The organism is Mycobacterium sp. IDUB_24, assembly GCF_055419385.1.
Genome location: NZ_JBVAXO010000003.1, coordinates 526,592 through 551,473 on the forward strand (window position 1 = coordinate 526,592; position 24,882 = coordinate 551,473).

Genomic DNA, 24,882 nt, shown 5'->3' on the forward strand with positions numbered 1-24,882 from the left:
GCTCTTCCAGGGGTCCGGCGGTGCCGGCCTTTCGCTCGGCGTGTTGTCACCAGGGGTCTGATCGGTCACTGCGGGTCCCGTCCGAACAGGGTCCGGGCCACGCCGGCGGTCACCACCGAACCGGTGATCACCATGCCCGCCCCGGACAGTCCTTCGTCTTCCCCGGATTCTTCGACCAGGGCGGTTGCGGTTTCGATGGCATCCGGCAGCGTCGTGGCGGTGATCACCCGATCCTGACCGAAACGCTCCTCCGCCAGCGATGCCAACGACTCGACATCCATCGCCCGTGGTGAACCGTTGTGGGTGACCACGATCTGGTCGAACACGGGCTCCAGTGCGTTCAGGATGCCTGCGGCGTCCTTGTCCCCCATCACCGATACCACCCCGACCAGGAAGCGGAAGTCGAACTCCTGCTGCAGGGTCTGCGCCAATGCCGCGGCACCGGCGGGATTGTGTGCCGCATCGATGAAAACCGTTGGCGCACTTCGCATCCGCTCCATACGGCCGGGGCTCTCCACCGCCGCGAAGCCGGCCCGGACGGCGTCCACGTCGAGTTGGCGGTCCGCGCCGGCGCCGAAGAACGCCTCGACCGCGGCCAGTGCGAGCACGGCGTTGTGGGCCTGATGCTCACCGTGCAGCGGCAGGAAGATCTCGGAATACACCCCGCCCAGGCCCTGCAGCTCCAGCACCTGGCCGCCGATGGCGACCTGCCTGGACAGCACCGCGAATTCGGAGTCCTCGCGAGCGACGGCCGCGTCGGCGCGCACCGTCTCTTCGAGCAGAACCTCCATGGCCTCGGGAACCTGCTTGGCGATGACCGCAACCGTGTCGGTCGGCACCAGTGCGTCGGGTTGCCGGGTGATGATGCCGGCCTTCTCCCCCGCGATCGCGGTGATCGTGTCACCCAGATAGTCGGTGTGGTCGATGCCGATCGGGGTGATCACCGCGACCGGGGCGTTGACGACGTTGGTGGCATCCCACCGTCCGCCCATGCCGACCTCGATCACGGCGACATCGACCGGCGCGTCGGCGAAGGCCGCGAACGCCATCGCGGTCAGGACTTCGAACTTGCTCATTTTCGGGCCATCGGCAGCTTCGGACTGCTGGTCCACCAGTTCCACGAACGGCTCAATCTCACGGTACGTCTCGACGTATTGCGCTGGGCTGATGGGCTTTCCGTCGATCGAGATGCGCTCGACCGCGGATTGCAGGTGCGGGCTGGTGGTCCGTCCGGTACGCCGGTGCAGGGCGATCAGCAACGCGTCGATGAGGCGTGCCACCGACGTCTTGCCGTTGGTCCCCGTGACATGGATCGACGGGTAGGCCCGCTGCGGTGAGCCCAGCAGCTCCAGCAGGGCGGCGATACGCGCCGTGCTGGGGTCCAGCTTGGTCTCGGGCCAGCGCTGATCGAGCAGGTGCTCGACCTGCAGGAGCGCGGCGATCTCATCCGGTGTTGGAATCGGGTCTGTCACCTGGATTCTCGGTTCTTCGCGCAGGCGCTCATCGCAGCGCCGCCAGGCGGGCGGTGATCCGCTCGACCTCTTCGCCGGCCAGCTGCTGACGGCCCCGAATCTTGTCGACAACATTCTCCGGCGCCTTGGACAGGAATGCCTCGTTGCCGAGTTTGGCCGTGGTGGTGGCCAGTTCCTTCTGCGCGGCGGCCAGATCCTTTTCCAGCCGGCGTCGCTCGGCCGCGACATCGACGGTGCCCGAGGTGTCCACCTCGACGAGCACCGTGGCCTGCGTCAGACGCACCTCGACCGAGGCCGAAGGCGTGAACCCGTCCGCGGCATCGGTCAGCCAGGCAAGGGCCGTGACGGCGGGCAGTTGCTCGGTCAGGCCGGCCTCACTGATCGCCGACAGCCGCGCCGGAACGCGCTGCCGGTCGGCCAGCCCCTGATCGCTACGGAAGCGACGCACCTCGGTGATCAGCTTCTGCATGTCGGCAATGTGTTGTGTCGCAAGCGGATCGAGGGTCATTCCGGAAGCCTGCGGCCACTGCGCGATGACGATCGACTCGCCGTCGGTGAGCGTCTTCCACAACGTCTCGGTGACGAACGGCATGACGGGATGCAACAGCTTGAGCAGCGCGTCGAGCACGGCGGCCAGAACCGCAGTCGTATGAGTGACGCCCTCGTTCAGCTGGACCTTGGCGAGCTCGACATACCAGTCACAGAACTCATCCCAGGCGAAGTGGTACAGCGATTCACAGGCCCGGCTGAACTCATAGCTGTCGAGTGCGGCATCCACCTCGGCACGGACCTCTTCGAGCCGGCCCAGGATCCAGCGGTCGGCGTCGGTCAGCTCGGCGATCCCGGGCAGCGGAGCGGAAGCCGCCCCGTTCATCAGCGCGAAGCGGGTCGCGTTGAACAGCTTGGTCGCGAAATTACGCGAGGCCCTGGCGTGGTCCTCACCGATGGACAGATCACCGCCGGGGCTGGCACCGCGGGCCAGGGTGAACCGCAGGGCGTCGGCCCCGAACTTCTCCACCCAATCCAGCGGGTCGATGCCGTTGCCGCGCGACTTGCTCATCTTGCGGCCGAACTCGTCGCGGATCAGGCCGTGCAGGAAGACGTTCTCGAACGGCACCTGCGCCCCCCGGGCACCATCGAAGGTGATCGCCGGGTCATCGCCCACGAAGGTGCCGAACATCATCATCCGGGCCACCCAGAAGAACAGGATGTCGTAGCCGGTGACCAGCACCGAGGTGGGATAGAACTTGGCCAGATCGGGCGTGTGGTCGGGCCAGCCCATGGTGGAGAACGGCCACAGTGCCGAGGAGAACCAGGTGTCGAGCACGTCGGGGTCTTGCTCCCAGCCCGCCGGCGGGGCCTCGTCGGGGCCCACGCACACGGTCTCGCCGTTGGGGCCGTGCCAGATCGGGATGCGGTGGCCCCACCACAGCTGCCGGGAAATACACCAGTCGTGCATGTTGTCCACCCAGGCGAACCAGCGCGGCTCCAGGCTCGGCGGGTGAATCACGGTGTCGCCGTTGCGCACCGCGTCACCGGCCGCCTTGGCCAGGCCGTCCACCTTGACCCACCACTGCAGCGACAGCCGGGGCTCGATGGGCTCGCCGCTGCGCTCGGAGTGCCCGACGCTGTGCAGGTAGGGCCGCTTCTCGGCGACGATCCGGCCCTGGTCGGCCAGTGCCTCGCGCACCTTGACGCGCGCCTCGAACCGGTCCATGCCGTCGAATTGCGTTCCGGTGTCGGCGATCCGGCCCTTCGTATCCATGATCGTCGGCATCGGCAGCTGATGGCGCAACCCGATCTCGAAGTCGTTGGGATCGTGCGCGGGGGTGACTTTGACTGCGCCGGTACCGAATTCGGGGTCGACGTGGGTGTCGGCCACAATGATCATCTCGTGTTCGACGAACGGGTGCGGCAGGGTCTTGCCGACCAGGTGGCGGTACCGCTCGTCGTCAGGGTGCACCGCGATCGCCGTGTCACCGAGCATGGTCTCGACCCGGGTGGTCGCCACGATGATGTGGGGCTCGTCGTCGTTCATCGAGCCGTAGCGGAACGAGACCAACTCACCCTCGACGTCTTCGTACTTGACCTCGAGGTCGCTGATCGCGGTCTCCAGCACGGGTGACCAGTTGACCAGGCGCTCGGCCTGATAGATCAGCCCGGCATCGAATAGCCGCTTGAAGATGGTGCGCACGGCACGCGACAGGCCCTCGTCCATGGTGAAGCGGTCGCGGCTCCAGTCCACGCCGTCACCGAGGCGGCGCATCTGCCCGCCGATGGTGCCGCCGGATTCGCGCTTCCAGTCCCAGACCTTCTCGACGAACAGCTCGCGGCCGAAGTCTTCCTTGGTCTTGCCGTCGACGGCGAGCTGCTTTTCCACCACCGTCTGGGTGGCGATGCCGGCGTGATCCATGCCGGGCAGCCACAACACCTCGAAACCCTGCATGCGCTTGCGGCGCGTCAGCGCATCCATCAGCGTGTGGTCGAGCGCGTGGCCCATGTGCAGGCTGCCGGTCACGTTGGGCGGCGGCAGCACGATCGAGTAGGGCGGCTTTTCGCTGGCCGGATCGGCGGTGAAGTATCCGGCATCGACCCAGCCCTGGTAGAGGTCAGCTTCTACCGCGCCCGGATCCCAGGATTTGGGGAGGGCATCGGCACGATTGTCAGGGGTGGGGGTCACCGAGCCATTCTAAGAAGGACGGGGCCGAATACGCGAAAGCCCCCGATGCCCGGTGCGTTCGCTGGGCGTCGGAGGCTCTGGCGCTGGGTGGTGGTACGTCTACTTCTTACCGCCGAGCAGGCCGCCGAGGATCTCGCCGATGGCATTGCCCTGGCCGCCACCGCCGCCGAGCACACTGCCCAGGATGCTGCCCAGCGGGTTGTTGGCGGCAGCGCCGCCACCGGTCGCGCCGCCCAGGATGCTGCCGAGGATGTCGCCGAGCCCGCCGCCGCCGGAAGCCTGCGGGGCCGCTTCAGCCGGCGCGGCATTCTTCTGCGCGAACTGCTTGCCGATGTAGGCGAGGACGATCGGCGCCAGGATCGGCAGCAGCTTCTTGATCAGATCACCGCCGCCGGCACCGGTGCCGGCCAACGCCGATGCGACCTGGTTGCTGTCGTTGCCGCCGAAGATCTTCGAAACGATCTGGTTGCCCTCGTTGGCGTCGACCTGGTCGACACTGACTCCACCGTCGAGCAGGCCGCTGGCGCCCTGCGCCGAGACTGCGGACTCGAGGTCACTCGAATCGATGTTGTCTGCTTGTACGTTCTCTGCCACACCGCCGACCAGGGCCGGAACCAGGGTCTTGATGGCGGCGCTCACCTCGCCTTCATCTGCGCCGAGCTTGCTGGCAATATCCGCCACGGGGATCTGCGCGAAGAGATCGTCGAGACCGGCCATTTTTCTATCCCACCTTCGTTGCTGGCGTACTGGAAGTCGTCGCAACCGACACTAGTCGAATGTGATCTTGGCCCACAGGTGTTCGACCCAGGCTGATCCATTCATGTTGAGCCGGCTCAGCTCAGGGCGGTGGTTTCCAGCGACACCCCGGCCGTCGGTAATCGGGTGAGCAGGACGTCCCCCATCGCGGCCACCGGTGTCAGCACACCGCGCCGTTCCGAGAGCGCATCACGGTCGGTGGCCAGCGCGAGCCCGCACTCGCCGAGCAACACCGCGGTCGACTTGTATCCGGGGTCGCCTTGCTGCGCCATGCTTGTCACGTACCGGGCGCCACTTGTGGTCGTGGTGTAGGTCTCGACGCGGTAGTGGCCCTGCTCGCGGGCCCGCTCGCTGGGACCTGTTCCCGGCTTGGGAACCAATCGCTCGACCAGGCCGCTGGGCAGTCGGTTGAAGTAGCGGCCGCCCATCCCCAAGGTGAGGGCGTTGGCTCCGGTGACCACGGCTGCGACCACCGGCGCGGCGAATGAACGGCCCACACTCATCTGTTCGGCATACTCGAACCGGCGCCCGTAGGCGTAGTCCAGCAATGCGTTGCTGCGCCGCACAATTCGAGTGTTCGGCGCAGCCATGGCAAATGCACCGGTCCAGTAGCCGGCGAGCTCGGGAGCGATCTCACCGCCGCGGTGCCACCGCACGTCGGGTTGAGCACCGAGTTCGGGCTCCGCGCCACGGTCGGGGCTGAGTGTGTACGGATCGTTCATCAGCGCTCTGGCCTCCGGATCGGAGGACAGCGTGTCGAGCAGTTCCAGCATCGAAGCCACGGTGCCGCCCGACACGCCGCCGGCGAAACTGCGCACCACCAGGTTTGTGTCGCCGAGTTCGCCCGCGCCGTCCGCGAGGGCCCGCTGATACAGCGCGTACACCGTGAGATCGGATGGCACTGAATCGAATCCGCACGAATGAACGATCCGCGCGCCGGTGTCGACCGCCTGCTTGTGATGCAGGTCGATGCTGTCGCGGATGAATGTCGTCTCACCGGTGAGATCGGCGTAGTCGGTGCCGGCGGCAGCGCAGGCCGCGACCAACGGCATTCCGTAGCGCGCGTAAGGACCGACCGCGGTCACCACAACCTGGGTACGCGCGGCCATCGCGTCGAGGGAGGCTTGCGCCGTCGCGTCGGCGGTCACCAACGGCCACGATTGCGCGTCGGGCCCCAGACCGTCGCGGATGGCCCGCAATCTTTCCTCGGACCGGCCGGCCAAGGCGATCCGGGCCGCTCCCCCGGCCCTGGCGAGGTATTCAGCGGTCAGTTTTCCGGCAAATCCTGTGGCGCCATACAGCACCAGGTCGAACTCACGCTGTGTCACGATCTCGACGCTACCCGAGCAGTTCGGGCAGCTGCATCGGTTCGCCGCGCAGCTGCTCCCCCAGGAATGCGCTCACCACCTGGTACCAGATCTTGGCGTGCTGCGGGGCCAGCACCCAGTGGTTCTCGGTCGGGTAGTAGAGGAACCGGTGCCGGCTTTCACCGTTCTCGTCGGCAGGCAGCCCCGAAAACGTGAGCAGCTCGTACCACAGCCGCAACGCCTCACCGATCGGTACGCGATAGTCCTTGTCGCCGTGGATCACCAGCATCGGCGTGGTGATCTCACCGACGAACAGGTGCGGCGAATTGTGCTGGGCCATCTCGGGAGTCATTTCCCGGGCCCACCAGTAGGCACCGTCGGTGGTGGGTCCGAACTGGTCCAGAGCCCACAGGCTGGCATGTGTGACGATCGCGTCGAACCGGTCGGTGTGCCCGGCGATCCAGTTGGCCATGTAGCCGCCGAAGGACCCGCCCATCGCGGCGGTGCGTGAGGCATCGACGCGCGGATGTGCGCACGCGGCATCCGTGGCGGCCATCAGGTCGGTGTAGGGCTCGGCGCCCCAGGCGCCCCAGCCGCGGGAGATGAAGTCCTGGCCGTAGCCGGTGGACAGCCCCGGGTCCGGCATCAGCACCGCATAGCCCAGTGCGGTGAGTAGCCACGGGTTCCACCGCCAGTGCCAGCAGTTCCAACTGCCCAGCGGACCGCCGTGAATCCAGAGGACCAGCGGGGCAGGCTCGTCCCCCGCGGGCAGCGTGAGCCAGGACCGGATCGGTGTGCCGTCGTCCGCGGTCGCGGTGACCTCGGTCAGCGTGCCCGGCAGTTCGGGTGCGTCGTGGCACGGGATCTCGGTGACAGTGCCGTCCGCGTCGATCCGCACCGGGTGCGCCGGCACGGCATACGAGCTGCGCAGGGCATAGATCACTCCGCCGGGTGCGGGTCGTACGTCGGTGTAGGTGAAATCGTCGTGGGTCAGTCGCGTCACCGTCCCCGATAAGGGATCGACGGAGAAAATCGGCCCGCGTCCGCCGTCGTCGGCCGTCACGATCAGCGCAGACGAGTCCGCCGTCCATGTCACCGACGACGGCCAGCGATCCCAGGCCGCTGTCAGCTCCACCGGCTCGTCACCGAATCGCATGCAACACAGCGTGATCCGCGGTGGCGAGGTGGGAGTGGAATGGGTTTCCCGGGTGAAGGCCAAAGCGCTGCCATCCGGTGCGATCGCGGGGCGTTCCAGGTCGGCCCCGGGTTCTTCGGCGATGATGGTGCGTTCGCCGGTGACCCGGTCGATACGCACCAGGACCACCCGTAGGGCCGTGCCAGGGCCCGGCGCCTGCCAGGACGTCACCACGAATCCGCCATCGGCGCTGAGATCGAAGGTCGTCTCCCGCAACGCCGCGCCCGGGTCGGCGGTCAGATCCCGCTGCCCGTCGGCGTCGAAGAGGTGGGGTTGGTCCGGGCCGAGATCGTGATCCCAGTGCCGCACCGGATAGCCGGTGTGCAGGATTGCCGACACTTTGTTGTCCTTGCGCGCCTCGCGTCGGGCCTTGTCGTCGTCGACGCCGGTCGACGACGGCAGCAGAGGCGCGGTCACCACCGTGGCGTCGGCAGCCCGGGCGCTCGCCGCACCGTTGACACCACCGGGCATGGCCACGAATTCGGACGCCTCGCCGCCCACCCGGGGTAGACGCCACAACGCGGCGGGCGGTTTGTCCTCATCGTCGCCTGGGCGCGCCGCGATGAACAGCAGGTCCCCCTCGGCGGTGAACGCCGGCGCGGACTCCCCCTTCACGCCATGGGTCAACCGGCGCGGCGGTTCCACGCCGGTGGGATCCAATTCCCATATTGCGCTGAGGAATTCGGTGCCCTTGTCGTTGAGCGCGCTGACCGTGGTGACCAGTCGGGAGCCATCAGGTGACACCGCAAGCCCTGAGATCCGGGGCAACGCAAGGTAGCTGTCGAGATCGTCGAACACCGTCATGGCTCCCCACCGTAACGGCGCGGCCCGCACCGGAGTCCGGTACGGGCCGCGGGATGCGCGTCGGTCAGACCACCTCGGTGACCTTTCCGGTGACGTCCGCCCGCACCTGCTTGCTGCTGCGCTCGCCCTGGACGTTGATGAAGATGATCACGTTCTCATCGAACGGCATGTTGCGCTTGATGCTCACCGTCTGGACCTTGCCGTCCTTGACCTCACTGGCTGCCACTGCGCCGTCGATCGCCGCGGCGATCGCGCTGGAGGGCACGTCGGCGGTGGCGAAGAGATTCTGCTGCAGAGCCTCGGTGTCCTCGTCGTAGTCGATGGGACGCGACGGTCCTACCGCCCCGGATGTGTAGCTCCACTGGTTCAGTTCGGTCGGCGCGTTCGGATCGACCGCCTCGACGCTCAGCACCCCTGGCGCGATATTGATCTCGACGACCTGCATCGGGTTGGCGCCGACTTTTTCGCCGATCGCCGCATAGGCGTTGTCGATACCCTCCGCGGTGAACAGGTTGCCCGAGACTGCTTCAGTGATCTTCTCGGTCCCCGAGGAGACCACCTTTTCGGCGGCCCCGGCGGCCGCGTCCCTTAGTTCGGTGGCCTTTGAGCAACCGCTCAATGCGGAGACGGCAACAGCCGCGGCGCTCAGGGCGATACCGAAGCGGGTGAGTTTCATCAGACCTCTCATTCATCTCATCCCAGCGAGTCCGGCCGGGAAACCTGTACACACACTGTGCGGACGCTGGAAGGCTACCGATCCCAACTTTGCCCGTGGCGGCCCCCCGAAACCATCGGGCTAGATTTGACCGATGGCAGCGTCCGTCCTCGTCGTCGGTGCGGGTATCACCGGCTTGGCCACCGCAGTCGCATTGCAGCGGCAGGGGTTTGAGGTGTGCGTGGCAGAAGCGCGCGGCGATGTCACGCCCGGTGCGGGAATCAGCCTCTGGCCCAACGCGTTGGCCGCGCTCGACGAGATCGGCCTCGGCGACCAGGTGCGCGCTGCAGGCGGCCGGGTCACCGCAGGGACACTGCGCCGGCCCGACGGCTCCTGGCTTCGCCGACCGGCGGCGCAACGGTTCACCCGGGCGCTGGGCGAACCGCTGGTGGTGATCAGGCGCGCGACGCTGACCGAGGTCCTAACCCGAGCGCTGGCTCCGGGGACCGTCCACTGCGAGCTCGCCGCCGAGGGCCTCGAGGTCGACGCCTCCGGCGTACGCGTCACGTTCTCCGACGGCTCGGTTCGCGAGGCGGCGGGCGTAGTCGGCGCGGACGGCGTCGACTCCGTGGTGGCCCGCCACCTGAACGGGCCGCTGCCCCGCCGCTACGCCGGCTACACCGCCTGGCGCGCGGTGGCCGCCTGCCCGCTCGATCCCGAACTGTCGGGCGAAACGCACGGCTCCGGGTTGCTGGTCGGGCATGTGCCGCTGGGCGCCGAGCACACGTACTGGTTCGCCACCCAGCGCGCACCCCACGGCCACGCGGCCTCCGATGGAGAGTTGGCCCACCTGAGAAGGACCTTCACGTCGTGGGCGGAGCCGCTCCCGACACTGCTCGCCACGACCGATCCCGATCAGGTACTGCGCAACGATCTCTACGACCGGGCCCCCGCCCGCTGCTGGGCCCGGGGGCCGGTGGTGATCGCCGGGGACGCCGCTCATCCGATGCGCCCGCATCTCGGCCAGGGCGGCTGCCAGGGGCTGGAGGATGCCGCCACACTGGCCGGCCTCGCGGTTCGGGAGCCGGATCTGCCGACTGCCTTCGCCCGATTCGCGGCCCTGCGCCGGAAGCGGGCCATGGCGATCGTGCGCGAGTCACAGTTCATCGGCCGGGTGGTGAACCTGCGTCCGGAGGTACTCAGCGCCGCGGCCACGCGGGCGTCCGTGTTGGTACCCGAGTTCGTATTGACACGGCACCTGGCCTCGATCGCAGCGCGCGGGGCCTTCACCCCGGTGCGCTGAGGTCAGTGCGGAACGCCGAAGGCACCCAGCGGGTCGAGGAAGGTCGTGCAGATCCGGCGTAGATCGAAGATGCCCAGCACGGCACCCGGGCGCACCGTCTGGCAGCCCGTCGGGGCGGTCGGTGCCGCCCAGGCTGTCGGCATCCCACCGCGGGCGCCGCATTTCGGCCAGGCCCCGATGCCCTGGGTGGCCAGGACGTTCTCGGCGACCCTTATCTGCTCCTCGCGGGGGGCGAAGGCAGGCGATCCGATCCCGCCGTTCGAAGCCCAGGTGGCGGGCTTGAACTGAAGACCGCCGTAGTGACCGTTGCCGGTATCGGTCGACCAGTTGCCGCCCGACTCACAGTCGGCGATCGCATCCCAGTTCACCGTGTCGGCACCGGCGGTCGCCGTGCCCGTGAACAGTGGCATGAGCATGACGCCCGCCGACGCTGCGGTTATCCAGAAAACCCTGGTAAATGCCCTTCGTATGGTCATCTCACGGCCCTTCCCCGACCTTTGACACCAGGACCGCTGCAGATGCCGATCACGTTCGTGCAACTGTGCGGTCACTAATGGGTTCGTGTGACAAACGTCACGCGTTACAGAGGAGGCTGAAGTTTTTTACGAGGTTGCCGGGGCTGGAGTAACCGGAGAGCCGTCTGATGAAACAGAAGCGGTGCCGGGCTACTGCCCGGCACCGCCTCATATCAAGTATTTTTTTGTCGTGCTGGTGGCGCTGTATTAGCCGCGCTTGCCGCACACCGGCCACGCGCCGATGCCCTGGCTGTGCAGCACGTTCTCAGCGACGCGGATCTGCTCCGAGCGCGAGGCCTGATGCGGCGAACCGGAGCCGCCGTTGGCACGCCACGTGCCCATGTTGAACTGCAGGCCACCGTAGTAACCGTTACCGGTGTTGATCGCCCAGTTGCCACCCGACTCGCAGGCAGCGACGGCGTCCCAGTTAACGCTGTCCGCATTGGCGGTGCCGGCACCCAGTGCCACGGGAGCCACAGCGAGTGCTCCAGCAATGATGCCCAGGCCAAACGTCTTGCGGATGTTCTTCACTTCATTCCTCTCGCCAAGCGCGCGCCATCGACACCCGCCTAGGCGGGTGCGGCAGCCTGAATCCAGGCCGGAGGGGTTGGTTCGCGCCGTCTCGGTCAGGCACGAAAGGGAGGGCCACAGTGCCCGGCCCGGGATCAGACCCAGGCCCCCGCATCGGGCGTAATCGCCACCGCGGCCCCACTCACACGCAGGTTCTTGGTGTTGAAATTATTTGCTCCGTGTCGGAGACGCTTTGGACCGTACAAAGGTCTCGAAGAGAAGTCATCTCGATGTAGAAGCGATCGCGGAAAGATCACGGACAGATAACGGGACGACCAACGAATCGTTTACGCAGGTCAGCGCAGCGCTATCGCCGTTACCGTTTCGTGATCGGCGCAAACAAAACGTGAGCGAGATCACCCAATTATTGTGAACTGGCCCACTTGAATCAGTTGCAGCAAAACCACCGCGTATGGCCGTAGGGAACAGAAAGCGCAGGTAGATGCCACCGACGAGTGTCATCAAGCGTCACATCGCGCGAATTCGTTCGCTGCAGCACTCCCCGGTCCCAAAGTCGGCCCTGGCGCCAAACACACTGGAACACAGCACATATCACGCGCACAGCCAGTCCCGACCGAAGCCGGCCCGCACTCCACCCGACACCTCGGAGCACGGGCGCAACGACTGAACCCGTTGTGTCACAGACCTTTACGAGACACCGCCAGAAGCGTCAGCCTCCCTGGACAACACGGCCGCTCGGCGCGCGATCCCCCGATCGCCGCCAAAGCGCACGGTCAGAGTTGTCTTGTGCAGAATCAGGCACGCTCAGAGCAGTCGCCAGCGAATACCGCGCCTCATTCACACACCGCCTGCGACAGCGAATAATCCTGAGCCCCAGCAGCTTTCACAAATCACCGCGACAGCCTGGACGGTGACGTTTCCCGAATTCACCCGCCTTACACAGCTCCGAATATCGAGGAAATATCGGCCAATTATTTCGAAACGATAAATTGCGCCCAGTTTCCGTGCGAATTCGTAATTTGCTGTACCCGCTTCGACCGAATTGCTCCGCTCAGGGCAGATCAGCCACGCTGTTGACATTGGTCAGTGCTCGCTGCGGTGACATCACGATCCGCTGGGTGTCGACGGACTCGGCCAGCGCGCGCATGCTGCGCCGTCCGTCGTGCACCAAGACGGCGATCTGGTCGGCGAGCGCGCTGCGGTAGACCCCCGCCAGGTAGTGAGCCCTGCCGTCCCAGGGCAACACGATATCGGCGGGTATCCGATCAGCGGCGGCGGCCAGGACATCGATCAGCTCGGAATCCAGATACGGCATGTCGACCGCGCAGACGAATGCGCGATCCAGGCCGGCCTCGGCGACCGCCCGCAGCCCGCGACCCGTCGCCACCAGCGGTCCGACACCGCGCACCTCGTCGCGCAACACCTCGGCACTCAGTTCGGGCAGCGGCTGGCCGGGCGCCGCGATCACGAAAACCGGTGAACAGCGCCTGCTCACGGCGGCGACCACATGCTCGACCATCGTCGAACCGTCGAACGGCAGCGTCGCCTTGTCACGCCCCATACGGCGCGAAGCCCCGCCCGCCAGAACTACCGCGGCGAGCGGGGCTGTGCTCAAGTGCTGTTGGTCAGCGGGGTCGGTGCAACTACTCGACAGTCCAGGTGTCTTTGCCACGCAGCAAGGATTGCAGAGCCGCGGTGTCATGGGGCTTGGATTCGATGGCCGTGTTGACCTGCTGACGCGCGGCGTCGTCATACGTCGGCCGGCTGACCTTGCGGAAGATACCCATCACCATGTGATCGAGGTTCTGCTCGCTCAAGCGCGACAGTGCGAATGCGTAAGCGGGATCATCGATCTCGGCGTTGTGCACCACGATGTCGTCGGCGGCGACCTCGGCGGTCTTGGCAACCTCCAGGCCGTACCCGGACTTGACCACGCAGTACTCGCCATCGGCACCGAATGTGATCGGCTCACCGTGGCTCACGTTGATCAGCCGCTCCTCGGCGCCTTCCTTGCGCAGGGCGTCGAAGGATCCGTCGTTGAAGATCGGGCAATCCTGCATGATCTCCACCAGCGCGGCACCGCGGTGCTCGGCTGCGCCGCGCAGCACCTCGGACAGGCCCTTACGGTCGGAGTCCAGAGCGCGGCCGACGAACGTGGCCTCGGCGCCCAGAGCCAGCGACACCGGGTTGAACGGGTAGTCCAGCGAGCCCATCGGAGTCGACTTGGTGACCTTGCCGACCTCGGAGGTCGGCGAGTACTGGCCCTTGGTCAGGCCGTAGATCCGGTTGTTGAACAGCAGGATCGTGATGTTGATGTTGCGGCGGAGCGCGTGGATCAGGTGGTTACCACCGATCGACAGCGCATCACCGTCACCGGTGACGACCCACACCGACAGGTCCGGACGGGCCAGCGCCAGGCCGGTGGCGATAGTCGGGGCACGACCGTGGATCGAGTGGAAGCCGTAGGTCTCCAGGTAGTACGGGAACCGGCTGGAGCAGCCGATGCCGCTGATGAACGCGATGTTCTCGCGCTTGAGGCCCAACTCCGGCAGAAAGTTGCGGATGGTGTTGAGGATGACGTAGTCACCGCAACCCGGGCACCAGCGGACCTCCTGGTCGCTGGTGAAGTCCTTGCCCTTCTGCGGCTGGTCGGTGGTGGGCACCAGAGCGTTCTTGTTCAACGGGGCTTCGCTCAGCCCGAGATCGGCGCCGATCAGGTCAGTCATGCGTTCGCTCCCACAGCATTCGACTCAGTTGGTTCCTCGATGGTGGCCGCCGCCAACCTCGCGAACTTGGCCTTGTCCGCTTCCTTGTCGGCCAGTGTGCCGTCCAGGGCCGCGTCGATGATGCCTTCGACCTCGTCGGCGAGGAAGGCCATGCCTTCCACCTTCGTCACCGACTGGACGTCGACCAGGTACTTGCCGCGCAGCAGCAGGGCCAGTTGACCGAGGTTCATCTCCGGCACCACCACCTTCGGGTAGCGGCGCAGCACCTCCCCGAGATTGGCCGGGAAGGGATTCAGGTGGCGCAGATGGGCCTGGGCCACCTTGATGCCCTTGCGCCGGGCGCGTCTGCACGCCTCGCCGATGGGGCCATAGCTGCTACCCCACCCCAGCATCAGCAGTTCCGCGTCGCCGGTGGGGTCGTCGATCTCCAGATCGGGCACCGTGATGCCGGCGATCTTCTCCTGGCGCAACCGCACCATGAGGTCGTGGTTCTTGGGCTCGTAGGAGATGTTGCCCGAACCGTTGGCGGCCTCAAGGCCACCGATCCGGTGCTCCAGACCCGGGGTGCCGGGCACCGCGAACTGCCGGGCCAGGGTCTCGGGGTCGCGGGCGTACGGCGCAAACGGCTCGCCGGACTTGGCGAACTTGTGGTCGATCGGCGGATAGGTGCTGATGTCCGGAATCTGCCAGGGCTCAGAGCCGTTGGCGACTGCACCGTCGGACAGGATGATGACCGGGGTGTGGTAGTCGATCGCAATGCGCGAGGCCTCCACGGCGATGTCGAAGCAGTCCGACGGCGACTTCGGGGCCAGGATCGCGACCGGCGACTCACCGTTACGGCCGAACAGCGCCTGCAGCAGGTCGGCCTGCTCGGTCTTGGTCGGCAGGCCCGTCGACGGGCCACCGCGCTGCACATCGACGATGAGCAACGGCAGTTCGGTCATCACGGCCAGGCCGATCGCCTCGGACTTGAGCGAGACACCGGGGCCCGAGGTGCTGGTGACACCCAGTGCACCGCCGTAGGAGGCGCCGATGGCCGCACCGATACCGGCGATCTCGTCCTCGGCCTGGAAAGTCAGGACGTTGAAGTTCTTGTGCTTGGACAGCTCGTGGAGGATGTCCGAAGCCGGGGTGATCGGGTAGGTGCCGAGCACCACCTGGATCTCGGCCAGGTGTCCGGCGGCGACGATGCCGTAGGCCAGTGCGGTGTTGCCCGAGATCTGACGGTATTCACCGGACTTCAGCTTGGCCGGCGACACCTCGTAGGTGGTGGCGAACGCCTCGGTGGTCTCGCCGTAGTTCCAGCCGGCCTTCAGCGCGAGGACGTTGGCCTCCGCCACATCGGGCTTGCGGGAGAACTTCTCGCGGATGAACCCCTCGCTGTGCTCGAGCTCGCGGCCGTACATCCACGACAGCAAGCCGAGGGCGAACATGTTCTTGGCGCGCTGGCCATCCTTCTTGGTGGCGCCGATCGCCTCGACGGCACCCAGGGTCAGCGTCGTCATCGCGACGGACGTCACCACATAGTCGGACAACGTGTCATCCTCTAGCGGATTGCTGTCGTATCCGACCTTGGCGAGGTTGCGCTTGGTGAACTCATCGGAGTTGGCGATGATCAGGCCGCCGCGCGGCAGATCCGAGACGTTGGCCTTGAGCGCGGCGGGATTCATCGCCACGAGCACGTCGGGGCGGTCACCGGCGGTGAGGATGTCGTAGTCGGCGATCTGGATCTGGAACGACGACACACCGGGCAGAGTGCCCTGTGGCGCGCGGATCTCGGCCGGGTAATTCGGCTGGGTCGCCAGGTCGTTGCCGAACAGTGCAGCTTCAGAAGTGAAGCGGTCACCGGTCAGCTGCATACCGTCGCCGGAGTCGCCGGCGAAGCGGATGACGACCTTCTCCAGCTTCTGCCGCGGCGCGGCGCCATTGCCGTTGCCGTTCTCACCCACGGCTACCGCCTTTCACACTGCTTTGACCACGTCTTTCCGGGCCGCTGTCGCGTGACGCGCCGCCGGATCGAACGTCCACCGAATTTTGATGTCACTACCAGTACCGATTATTGCACTGCTCTTAGGCTGGGCTTCACCGCGTTGCGCCCCGACACGCGGGTGAGAACCTGACGAAGATGCAGTTCACCGACGTGAACAAGCCCCATTTGAGACAACACTGTGGTTTTCGTCACGTTTAGGAGAATGTCATTCTCTAAGGAAAAGGCTACCGGCCGGTAGCTCTCCGCTAGCACTGGCAAGCATAAACTTGACACCTGTCGAGTCTAACCCCGATGCGCACTCACTTCTGATCGGCCGTGCCGACATGCGCACGCTTGTCCAACTCCCGCGCCACGAGTGCGCTCGCCGCCTCCGCCGCGCGACGCGGATCATGGCCCGCCGCGCGGTGTGCCACATAGCAGGCGGTGAACATGTCCCCGGCCCCCGTAGTCTGGACATCCAGCACCCGCCAGGCAGCCGGTACGCGTTGCACGGCACCGTCGACATAGATGTCGCATCCCTCCGAGCCGTACGTCACCAGGATCTCCGAGACGCCGAGTCGTTCCGCGGCCGACGCGTCGAAAGCGCCGTCGGCGACGATCACCGCCTCGTCCTCGGCGAGTTTGAGGATGTCTACGTTGACCAGTAGGTCGGCGGGAAAGTGGCGATCCTCGACCAGCGGCCCCAATCGGTCGGCCCGCACGAGGCCCTGCCCGTCGTAGGCGACGCGGTGACCACGGGCCCTGAGCGCTGCCAGCGTCGCGGCCGGGAAATCGGTACGCAACAACGGAGCCAGGTGCACCCATGTTGTCGCCGGATCGGCCACCTCGATGTCCGCGGCCGTCCACACCGGGCCGATCGCCTGCACACCCATATGCCGGTGGTCGGTGTCGTCGTAATCGAGACTGAACGAACTCGTCGCCGCCGAGGGCAGGATCTGCACCAGCGGCCCGAACCGTGCGCGAAGCCCGTCGAACAGAACGTGATCGCGTTCAGCACCCATCGCGACGATCCGGCCAGGTCCGCCCGCCGCCTGCAGAGCCACCCCGGCGAACGACGCACAACCCCCCGGACTGGGCGGCGCCCCGTTGATGACGTCGATCGCAAGATTGCCGAGCACGGTCACCCCGGGGGCTAGGTCTCGTGGCATGGATGAAGTCTCCCGCTCAGCGCAGCCTCCATGCTCCCCGGCCCCGCCCGATCTCCGACCCGAAATCGAAATGTGACCCATGTCACAACGGCAGGTATGGAATGCCGGAAGCCGAATACGCATTGGAAATCACATAGGCAACCGATGTGACGATGAAGGGTATTGCGCAATGCACATGGATTCGAGGGTCCAGCGTCTCCTCTGTACGGCCGGATTTGCGGCGGTAGCAGCCATGGCCGTAGTTGGTCTGAAAACGGCCCAGGTCGGCACGACACCCGAGATGTCCGTCCCAGCAGCCGAACCCACCATGCACTTCGGCGAGACCGTGACCCAGTCCGTACCGCCATCGACGCCCGACACACCCGCTGCCACGCCACCGGTCAAGGCCGAGCCGGCCCCGACGGCCGAGCCCGGATAAACCTGACCGACCATGCCCTCGGTGGCAAGGGAGTACGCGGTCTCTGACGATCTACATAATTTCGGCGCTCGCCTGCCCCGTCTCGCCCCACCAGCGGTCGATGCGTGCGCCGACGTCCACATCGGCGGCCACCTCGACGAGCGCGGCGGCCACGATCGACGCAGGCGCACGGTCGAGCACCACCAGTCCGATCGTCGGGCGCGGACCGTGCTGCACCATGGGCCTCGCAGTAAAGCCCGACGGCACCCCGAGCTGTGGCAGCCATGCGGTGGATGCGATGGTCGCGCGCGGCGAGTTCGTCAGGTGCGCATACAGCGCATCGACCGAGTCCGCCTCCACCACAGGGCGATAGCGCACCCCTTCAGCGGCCATGTTGGCATCGAGGATGCGCCGGTTACGCATCGTGGTGTTCAGCACGCAGAGTTCGAGCCCGGCCGCATCCGACCACGCGACCTCTCGGCGGCGCATCAGTGCATGGTCGGCCGGCGCCACCAGGACATAGCGCTCCCGGTACATCTCCACCGACCTGGTTCCGGGCGGAGCTTCGTCATCGAGATAGGTCAACCCGGCGTCGATCTCGAAATCAGCGAGCCGCCGGGCTATCTCGCGTGATGACAATGCCTCGATACGCACCGACGCCGCGGGATTGCGGCGCAGGAATTCGGTGGTGATGAACGGGCCGGTGGGCACCGCTGTGGGTATTGCACCGATCCGGGCGGTGACAGTCAACCGGCCCCGCATGCGGTCGATATCGGCGAGCATGTCATCGCGTTCCGCAACGATCCGCTGGGCCCAGCTCACGACGCGCTGACCTTCTTCGGTAAATCCTTCGAAGCGATGGCCCCGCTGCACGATGACGATGCCCAACTCGCGCTCCAACCGGCGGATAGCCACCGACAGGGTCGGTTGACTCACGTGGCATCGCGTGGCTGCCCGGCCGAAGTGCCGCTCGGTCGCGAGTGCCAGCAGATAGTCGAGCTGCTGAAGTAGCACGTCACTTGCCATCGTCTCCCCCGCATCCGCCCAGTTCGATAGAAAGCATCTATCACTGCATGTGAAATATCGAATGTGGCCACCCGCCAAGCGGGGCCTCCCCCGGTTTTTCGGGGACTAGATTGGGTTCATGACCAGCGCCAAGGACATCAATGCCGATTACGACGAGCGCGCCGCGTTGATCACCGAACCCAAAGACGAGGCCGCCGGGGTCAAGGCCGTCATGGTGTCCATGCAGCGCGGGTTCGAGCAGATGGGGCCGCTGCGGACCGCTGCCGCGCTGGCCCGACTCAACCAGCGACACGGCTTCGACTGCCCGGGCTGCGCCTGGCCCGAGGAGCACGGTGGCCGCAAACTCGCCGAGTTCTGCGAGAACGGCGCCAAAGCCGTCGCCGAAGAAGCCACCAAACGTGTGGTGACACCCGAGTTCTTCGCGCGCCACAGCGTCGCCGAACTCGATTCCAAGCCCGAATACTGGCTGTCTCAACAGGGTCGGCTCACCCATCCGATGGTGTTGGCGCCGGACGAGGACCACTATCGGCCGATTTCCTGGGACGCCGCCTACCGGTTGATCGCCGAGCACCTCAATGCGCTGGCCTCCCCCGACGAGGCCCTCTTCTATACGTCCGGGCGCACCAGCAACGAAGCCGCGTTCCTCTATCAACTGCTGGTCAGAAGTTACGGCACCAACAACCTGCCGGACTGCTCCAACATGTGTCACGAGTCCTCGGGTGCCGCGCTGACCGAGTCGATCGGTATCGGGAAGGGCTCGGTCACCGTCGAGGATGTGACCGAGGCGGACCTGATCCTGATCGCCGGGCAGAATCCCGGCACCAACCATCCCCGCATGCTTTCGGTACTGGAGAAGGCGAAAGCCAAGGGCGCCAAGATTATTGCGGTCAACCCGCTGCCCGAGGCCGGCCTGATCCGGTTCAAGGATCCGCAGAAGGTAAACGGTGTCGTCGGGCACGGCGTCCCGATCGCGGACGAGTTCGTGCAGATCCGCATCGGTGGGGACATGGCGCTGTTCGCCGGGCTGGGCCGGTTGCTGCTGGAGGCCGACGAAGGGGCTGGAGCCGTGGCGCCCGTCTTGGACCACGAGTTCATCGCCGAGCACTGCGCCGGGTACGACGAGTACGCCACCCAGACCCGCGGCGTCGACCTCGACACCGTGACCGAAGCCAGCGGCGTGGACCGTGCTCAGCTGCAGCGAGTCGCCGACCTGCTGGCTGCCTCCCAGCGCACCGTCGTGTGTTGGGCCATGGGACTCACCCAGCATCATCATGCGGTGGCGACCATCGGCGAGGCCACCAACCTGCTGCTGCTGCGCGGCATGATCGGCAAGCCCGGTGCCGGGGTATGCCCGGTGCGCGGCCACTCCAATGTGCAGGGCGACCGGACCATGGGCATCTGGGAGAAGATGCCCGACGCATTCCTGGATGCGCTCGACAAGCGATTCGGTATCACCAGCCCGCGCAGGCACGGCTACGACACCGTCGACGCCATTCGTGCCATGCGCGACGGCCGGGCCAGTGTGTTCATCGGGATGGGCGGCAACTTCGTGTCGGCCACCCCCGACACCGAGGTCACCGAGCGCGCGCTGCGCAGTTGCGCGCTGACCGTTCAGATTTCGACAAAGCTCAACCGCAGTCACCTGGTGCACGGTCGGACCGCACTGATTCTGCCGACCCTCGGCCGCACCGACCGCGACATCGTCGACGGACACAAGCAGCAGGTGTCGGTCGAGGATTCGATGTCGATGGTGCACCTGTCGCGCGGCAGCCTGCACCCGCCCAGCGATCAGCTGCGCAGCGAGGTCGGCATCGTCTGCGAACTCGCCCGCGCCCTGCTGGGCCCGGACCATCCGGTGCCGTGGGAAACCTTCGCCGGCGACTACGACACCGTGCGCGACGCGATCGCCGCCGTGGTCCCCGGCTGCGCTGATTACAACACCAAGGTGCGCCGGCCCGACGGGTTCCAGCTCCCCCACCCGCCACGGGATTCCCGCGAATTCCCCACCACCACAGGCAAAGCCAACTTTGCAGTCAACCCCCTGCAGTGGGTGCCGGTGCCCGAGGGACGGCTCGTGCTGCAGACCCTGCGCAGCCACGATCAGTACAACACCACGATCTACGGCCTTGACGATCGCTACCGCGGTGTCAAGGGCGGACGGCGGGTGGTGTTCGTCAACCCCGTCGACATCGAGCGGTTGGGGTTCCAGGCAGGTGATCGCGTGGACCTGGTATCGGAATTCAGCGGCCAGGAACGCCGCGCCGACGACTTCCTGCTGGTGCCCTACTCCACGCCGGCAGGCAACGCCGCGGCGTACTACCCCGAGACCAATCCGCTGGTGCCGCTGGACCATACGGCCGCGAAGTCCAATACGCCGGTGTCCAAAGCTGTCGTCATCCGGTTGCAGCGTCGCGGAACGGAAGCCCCCTGATGGGACGGGTGACCGCCCGCCGTCGCGCCCACCACGTCACCGGTGGGACGGCCGAGGCGCGGCCGGAAACCCTGGTGGTCGAGGAACCTCTGGAGATCCGGGTCGATGGCACACCCATCACCGTCACCATGCGCACCCCGGGCGCCGATGTCGAGTTGACGCAAGGGTTTCTGCTGACGGAGGGGCTGATCCGCCGGCGCGAGGATCTGGTGTCGGTGCGCTACTGCCGGGGCGCCGACGAAGACGGGGTCAACACCTACAACGTGTTGGACGCGACCTTGGCCCCGGATGTTCCCAAGCCTGAGGTTGACGTGACCCGCAACTTCTACACCACCTCGTCATGCGGGGTGTGCGGCAAGGCGTCGCTTGACGCGGTGCGATTGAGCAGCAAGCACTGCCCGGGCGATGACCCGTCCACGGTTCCCGCTGCGGTGCTCTCGGCGATGCCCGCGAAGCTGCGCGATGCCCAGAAGGTCTTCGCCAGCACCGGCGGCCTCCACGCGGCGGCGCTGTTCACCGTCGACGGCACCATGCTCGTCGTCCGCGAGGACATCGGCAGGCACAACGCCGTCGACAAGGTGATCGGCTGGGCACTGGAACACAAGAGGATTCCGTCAACTGCCACCGTGCTTCTGGTCAGCGGCCGGGCGTCGTTCGAGCTCACCCAGAAGGCCGTGATGGCGGGCATCCCGATCCTGGCGGCCGTCTCGGCGCCGTCCTCACTGGCCGTCGACCTGGCCAGCCAATCGGGGCTGACCCTGGTGGCGTTCCTGCGGGGCGACTCGATGAACGTCTACACCCGCCCCGATCGGGTCACCCGCTAACGCCGAGCAGACACAAAACTGCCCCTTTTCGAGTGAAAAGGGGCAGTTTTGCGTCTGTTCGCGAGAGGACTCAGGCGGTCTTGTCGCGGCGCTCCGAACGCGGCGGCTTACGCGGCACGATGGTCGGCAGCACGTTGTCCTCGACGGTCTCCTTGGTGACGACCACCTTGGCGACGTCGTCGCGGCTGGGGATGTCGTACATCACCGGCAGCAGGACTTCCTCCATGATGGCGCGCAACCCGCGGGCTCCGGTGCCACGGTGGATGGCCTGATCGGCGATGGACTCGAGTGCATCCTCGGTGAATTCCAGCTCCACGCCGTCCATCTCGAACAGCCGGACGTACTGCTTCACCAGAGCGTTCTTCGGCTCGGAGAGGATCTTGACCAAGGACTCCTTGTCCAGGTTGGTCACCGACGCCACGACCGGCAGGCGCCCGATGAACTCCGGGATCAGACCGAACTTGATCAGATCCTCGGGCATCACCTCGGCGAAGTGATCCTGGGTGTCGATCTCGGCCTTGGACCGCACCTCGGCGCCGAAGCCCAGTCCGCGCTTGCCGACCCGGTCCGAGACGATCTTCTCCAGGCCTGCGAACGCGCCGGCCACGATGAACAGCACGTTCGTGGTGTCGATCTGGATGAATTCCTGGTGTGGGTGCTTGCGGCCACCCTGCGGCGGGACCGACGCCTGGGTGCCTTCCAGGATCTTCAGCAGCGCCTGCTGCACGCCCTCACCGGAGACATCACGGGTGATCGACGGGTTCTCGCTCTTGCGGGCGATCTTGTCGACCTCGTCGATGTAGATGATGCCGGTCTCGGCGCGCTTGACGTCGTAGTCGGCGGCCTGAATCAGCTTGAGCAGAATGTTCTCGACGTCCTCGCCCACATAGCCGGCCTCGGTCAGCGCCGTCGCATCCGCTATTGCAAACGGGACATTCAGCATCTTGGCCAGCGTCTGGGCCAGGTAGGTCTTGCCGCAGCCGGTGGGGCCCAGCATCAGGATGTTGGACTTGGTCAGCTCAACCGGTTCGGACCGGGAATCGCGGGCCTTCTCCTGAGCCTGGATGCGCTTGTAATGGTTGTAGACCGCCACGGCCAGCGTCCGCTTCGCGGTGTCCTGCCCGATGACATAGCCCTCGAGGAAATCCCGGATCTCCGCGGGTTTGGGCAGCTCGTCGAGCTTGACGTCGTCAGCGTCGGCGAGTTCCTCCTCGATGATCTCGTTGCACAGATCGATGCACTCATCGCAGATGTACACGCCGGGACCAGCAATGAGCTTCTTGACTTGCTTTTGGCTCTTGCCGCAGAACGAGCACTTCAGCAGGTCACCGCCGTCTCCGATGCGCGCCATATGGGGAGGTCCTACTTCCTGTTCGCAGGTCGGTCGTTACGCCACTTGCTCGGTTACCTCGGGCGTAAACCCGACGCTACCCGTTCGTTCCGTCGCGGTGCGACCGATAAGGCCGAATCGCTCCGGTGGTATTTGTTCACGTGCAGGAGAACATATCTCTCCTGGCGGCTTGTCACCTGTCGGCGCGCTGACCGTGTCCTTGGCGTGTCGTTGGGCAACGCGGACGAATAGCCGTGACACGTGGTCCGTACGCGGCATTTACCGTGGTCGACGATACCGACGCCGTCCAAGGCCCGGCGCGCATGCAGGTCAGCGGGATTTCCAGGTCGTCCCTCGACGACGCACGCCCCGCACCGGGAGTGACCGGGCAGGGCGTGTGTCATCGGGCTGGAACCGCCGTCGTGCCGCTAGGCCTGAGCGGACAGCTTGCGGTACTCGAGGACCGTGTCGATGATCCCGTATTCCTTGGCCTGCTCCGCGGTGAGGATCTTGTCCCGGTCGGTGTCCTTGCGGACCTGCTCCGGATCCTTTCCGGTGTGGCGGGCCAGCGTGGTCTCCATCAGGGTGCGCATCCGCTCGATCTCGGCGGCCTGGATCTCCAGATCGGAGAACTGGCCCTGGATCACGCCGCCCAGCGAAGGCTGATGGATCAACACCCGGGCGTTGGGCAGGGCCAGACGCTTACCGGGCGTACCGGCCGCCAGAAGCACCGCGGCGGCCGAGGCGGCCTGCCCGAGGCACACGGTCTGGATGTCGGCGCGCACGTACTGCATGGTGTCGTAGATCGCCATCAACGAGGTGAACGAGCCACCGGGCGAGTTGATGTACATGGTGATGTCACGGTCGGGATCCAGCGACTCCAGCACGAGCAGCTGGGCCATGATGTCGTTGGCCGACGCGTCGTCCACCTGCACGCCGAGGAAGATGATGCGTTCCTCGAACAGCTTGTTGTACGGGTTGGATTCCTTGACGCCGAAGCTGCTGTGCTCGATGAACGACGGCAGGATGTAGCGGGCCTGCGGCTGAAGCCGGGGATCAGTATGGTCGGTCATTTGTCTAGTCCTGCTCCCGGTCCGGTGCCGTTGACGTTGGCGCTGGTGATGATGTGGTCGACGAACCCATACTCCAGGGCTTCGGGCGCAGTGAACCAGCGGTCGCGGTCGGAGTCGGCCTCGATGCGCTCCATCGTCTGTCCGGTGAACTCGGCGTTGAGCCGGAACATTTCCTTCTTGATGACCGCAAACTGCTCGGCCTGGATCGCGATGTCCGCGGCGCTACCGGTGACACCACCCAATGGCTGATGCATCAGGATCCGGGCGTGCGGCAGGGCGTAACGCTTGCCCTTGGTGCCGGCGGCCAGCAGGAATTCACCCATCGAAGCCGCCATGCCCATCGCGTAGGTGGCGATGTCGCACGGCGCCAGGACCATCGTGTCGTAGATGGCCATGCCGGCGCTGATCGAGCCGCCGGGCGAGTTGATGTACAGGTGGATGTCCTTGGTGGGATCCTCCGCCGACAGCAACAGGATCTGCGCGCACAGCTTGTTGGCGATGTCGTCGTCCACTTGCGACCCCAGGAAGATGATCCGCTCGGCAAGCAAGCGCTCATAGACGGAGTCGACGAGGCTGAACCCGCTCCCGTTCGAACGCATGTCAGTCACGACTGGATACCTGCTTTCTTCTACGTCTTCGGTAAACGCATTGGCACTACGACGACACTAACGAAACTGCGGCCCCACGCACTCCCGTACGGGGGCGCGTTCGCTCACAGC

General features: G+C 66.0%; 19 protein-coding genes and 1 pseudogene. 4 read left to right on the top strand and 16 right to left on the bottom strand.

From position 1 onward, the window contains the following. Positions 1 to 65: 65 nt before the first annotated feature. The 6 genes from folC to ACZYZF_RS15005 all read right to left on the bottom strand — a co-directional run bounded on the left by folC (position 66) and on the right by ACZYZF_RS15005 (position 8,890). Positions 66 to 1,586, bottom strand: coding sequence for a bifunctional tetrahydrofolate synthase/dihydrofolate synthase (gene folC / locus ACZYZF_RS14980; protein WP_463747573.1), 1,521 nt, complete (start codon positions 1,584 to 1,586; stop codon positions 66 to 68). Further along, the gene (locus ACZYZF_RS14985) at positions 1,501 to 4,152 is read right to left on the bottom strand and encodes a valine--tRNA ligase (protein ID WP_463836132.1); all 2,652 of its coding nucleotides are present in this window, start codon (positions 4,150 to 4,152) and stop codon (positions 1,501 to 1,503) included. The genes folC and ACZYZF_RS14985 overlap by 86 nt, the downstream gene beginning before the upstream one ends. A 99-nt stretch (positions 4,153 to 4,251) precedes the next feature. Beyond that, the gene (locus ACZYZF_RS14990) at positions 4,252 to 4,869 is read right to left on the bottom strand and encodes a DUF937 domain-containing protein (RefSeq protein ID WP_463836133.1); all 618 of its coding nucleotides are present in this window, start codon (positions 4,867 to 4,869) and stop codon (positions 4,252 to 4,254) included. A gap of 116 nt (positions 4,870 to 4,985) precedes the next feature. Continuing rightward, positions 4,986 to 6,236: a saccharopine dehydrogenase family protein gene (locus tag ACZYZF_RS14995; protein ID WP_463836134.1), complete on the bottom strand. Its 1,251-nt coding sequence runs from the start codon at positions 6,234 to 6,236 to the stop codon at positions 4,986 to 4,988. Between the two features lie 10 nt (positions 6,237 to 6,246). After that, complete coding sequence (locus tag ACZYZF_RS15000; RefSeq protein ID WP_463836135.1) at positions 6,247 to 8,214, bottom strand: S9 family peptidase; 1,968 nt, start codon at positions 8,212 to 8,214, stop codon at positions 6,247 to 6,249. Positions 8,215 to 8,278: 64 nt separating this feature from the next. Beyond that, positions 8,279 to 8,890 carry a hypothetical protein gene (locus ACZYZF_RS15005; protein WP_463836136.1) on the bottom strand — a complete coding sequence of 204 codons (612 nt, stop codon included), beginning with the start codon at positions 8,888 to 8,890 and terminating at the stop codon, positions 8,279 to 8,281. A gap of 133 nt (positions 8,891 to 9,023) precedes the next feature. Here ACZYZF_RS15005 and ACZYZF_RS15010 point away from each other — a divergent pair, with 133 nt between their 5' ends. Further along, positions 9,024 to 10,172 carry an FAD-dependent oxidoreductase gene (locus tag ACZYZF_RS15010; RefSeq protein ID WP_463836137.1) on the top strand — a complete coding sequence of 383 codons (1,149 nt, stop codon included), beginning with the start codon at positions 9,024 to 9,026 and terminating at the stop codon, positions 10,170 to 10,172. Positions 10,173 to 10,174: 2 nt separating this feature from the next. Here the strand turns inward: ACZYZF_RS15010 and ACZYZF_RS15015 are convergent, their stop codons facing one another. From ACZYZF_RS15015 to ACZYZF_RS15040, 6 genes and pseudogenes are all read right to left on the bottom strand, one after another. Then, positions 10,175 to 10,648, bottom strand: coding sequence for a transglycosylase family protein (locus ACZYZF_RS15015; RefSeq protein ID WP_463747566.1), 474 nt, complete (start codon positions 10,646 to 10,648; stop codon positions 10,175 to 10,177). Positions 10,649 to 10,894: 246 nt separating this feature from the next. Further along, positions 10,895 to 11,128, bottom strand: a pseudogene (locus ACZYZF_RS15020) (transglycosylase family protein); the annotation flags it as partial. A 1,141-nt stretch (positions 11,129 to 12,269) separates the two neighbouring features. After that, positions 12,270 to 12,833 carry a molybdenum cofactor guanylyltransferase gene (gene mobA / locus ACZYZF_RS15025; RefSeq protein WP_463836138.1) on the bottom strand — a complete coding sequence of 188 codons (564 nt, stop codon included), beginning with the start codon at positions 12,831 to 12,833 and terminating at the stop codon, positions 12,270 to 12,272. Between the two features lie 28 nt (positions 12,834 to 12,861). Further along, positions 12,862 to 13,944, bottom strand: coding sequence for a 2-oxoacid:ferredoxin oxidoreductase subunit beta (locus ACZYZF_RS15030; RefSeq protein WP_463836139.1), 1,083 nt, complete (start codon positions 13,942 to 13,944; stop codon positions 12,862 to 12,864). Then, entirely contained in the window at positions 13,941 to 15,893 is a 1,953-nt protein-coding gene (locus ACZYZF_RS15035; protein WP_463836140.1) for a 2-oxoacid:acceptor oxidoreductase subunit alpha, read from the bottom strand. Before ACZYZF_RS15035 ends, ACZYZF_RS15030 begins: the two co-directional genes overlap by 4 nt. A 340-nt stretch (positions 15,894 to 16,233) precedes the next feature. Further along, positions 16,234 to 17,058 (bottom strand): PfkB family carbohydrate kinase, encoded by an 825-nt coding sequence (locus ACZYZF_RS15040; RefSeq protein ID WP_463747704.1) that lies wholly within the window; start codon positions 17,056 to 17,058, stop codon positions 16,234 to 16,236. 256 nt (positions 17,059 to 17,314) lie between these two features. On the opposite strand from ACZYZF_RS15040, the gene ACZYZF_RS15045 reads away from it, so the two are divergent. After that, positions 17,315 to 17,500, top strand: a complete 186-nt coding sequence (locus ACZYZF_RS15045; RefSeq protein WP_463747562.1) for a hypothetical protein — start codon at positions 17,315 to 17,317, stop codon at positions 17,498 to 17,500. Positions 17,501 to 17,551: 51 nt separating this feature from the next. Here the strand turns inward: ACZYZF_RS15045 and ACZYZF_RS15050 are convergent, their stop codons facing one another. Next, entirely contained in the window at positions 17,552 to 18,505 is a 954-nt protein-coding gene (locus ACZYZF_RS15050; protein ID WP_463747561.1) for a LysR family transcriptional regulator, read from the bottom strand. Between the two features lie 118 nt (positions 18,506 to 18,623). Here ACZYZF_RS15050 and ACZYZF_RS15055 point away from each other — a divergent pair, with 118 nt between their 5' ends. Together ACZYZF_RS15055 and fdhD are read left to right on the top strand one after the other, a co-directional pair. Next, a complete protein-coding gene (locus ACZYZF_RS15055) occupies positions 18,624 to 20,936 on the top strand; it encodes an FdhF/YdeP family oxidoreductase (RefSeq protein WP_463836141.1) in 2,313 nt (770 codons plus the stop codon). After that, a complete protein-coding gene (fdhD, locus tag ACZYZF_RS15060) occupies positions 20,936 to 21,760 on the top strand; it encodes a formate dehydrogenase accessory sulfurtransferase FdhD (protein ID WP_463836142.1) in 825 nt (274 codons plus the stop codon). Before ACZYZF_RS15055 ends, fdhD begins: the two co-directional genes overlap by 1 nt. 70 nt (positions 21,761 to 21,830) lie before the next feature. Here fdhD and clpX read toward each other — a convergent pair whose 3' ends face one another. From clpX to ACZYZF_RS15075, 3 genes are all read right to left on the bottom strand, one after another. Further along, positions 21,831 to 23,111, bottom strand: a complete 1,281-nt coding sequence (gene clpX / locus ACZYZF_RS15065) for an ATP-dependent Clp protease ATP-binding subunit ClpX (protein ID WP_463747558.1) — start codon at positions 23,109 to 23,111, stop codon at positions 21,831 to 21,833. A 407-nt stretch (positions 23,112 to 23,518) separates the two neighbouring features. Next, a complete protein-coding gene (clpP2, locus tag ACZYZF_RS15070) occupies positions 23,519 to 24,163 on the bottom strand; it encodes an ATP-dependent CLP protease proteolytic subunit ClpP2 (RefSeq protein ID WP_166905455.1) in 645 nt (214 codons plus the stop codon). Then, the gene (locus tag ACZYZF_RS15075) at positions 24,160 to 24,762 is read right to left on the bottom strand and encodes an ATP-dependent Clp protease proteolytic subunit (RefSeq protein ID WP_029109764.1); all 603 of its coding nucleotides are present in this window, start codon (positions 24,760 to 24,762) and stop codon (positions 24,160 to 24,162) included. Before ACZYZF_RS15075 ends, clpP2 begins: the two co-directional genes overlap by 4 nt. Positions 24,763 to 24,882: the final 120 nt, after the last annotated feature.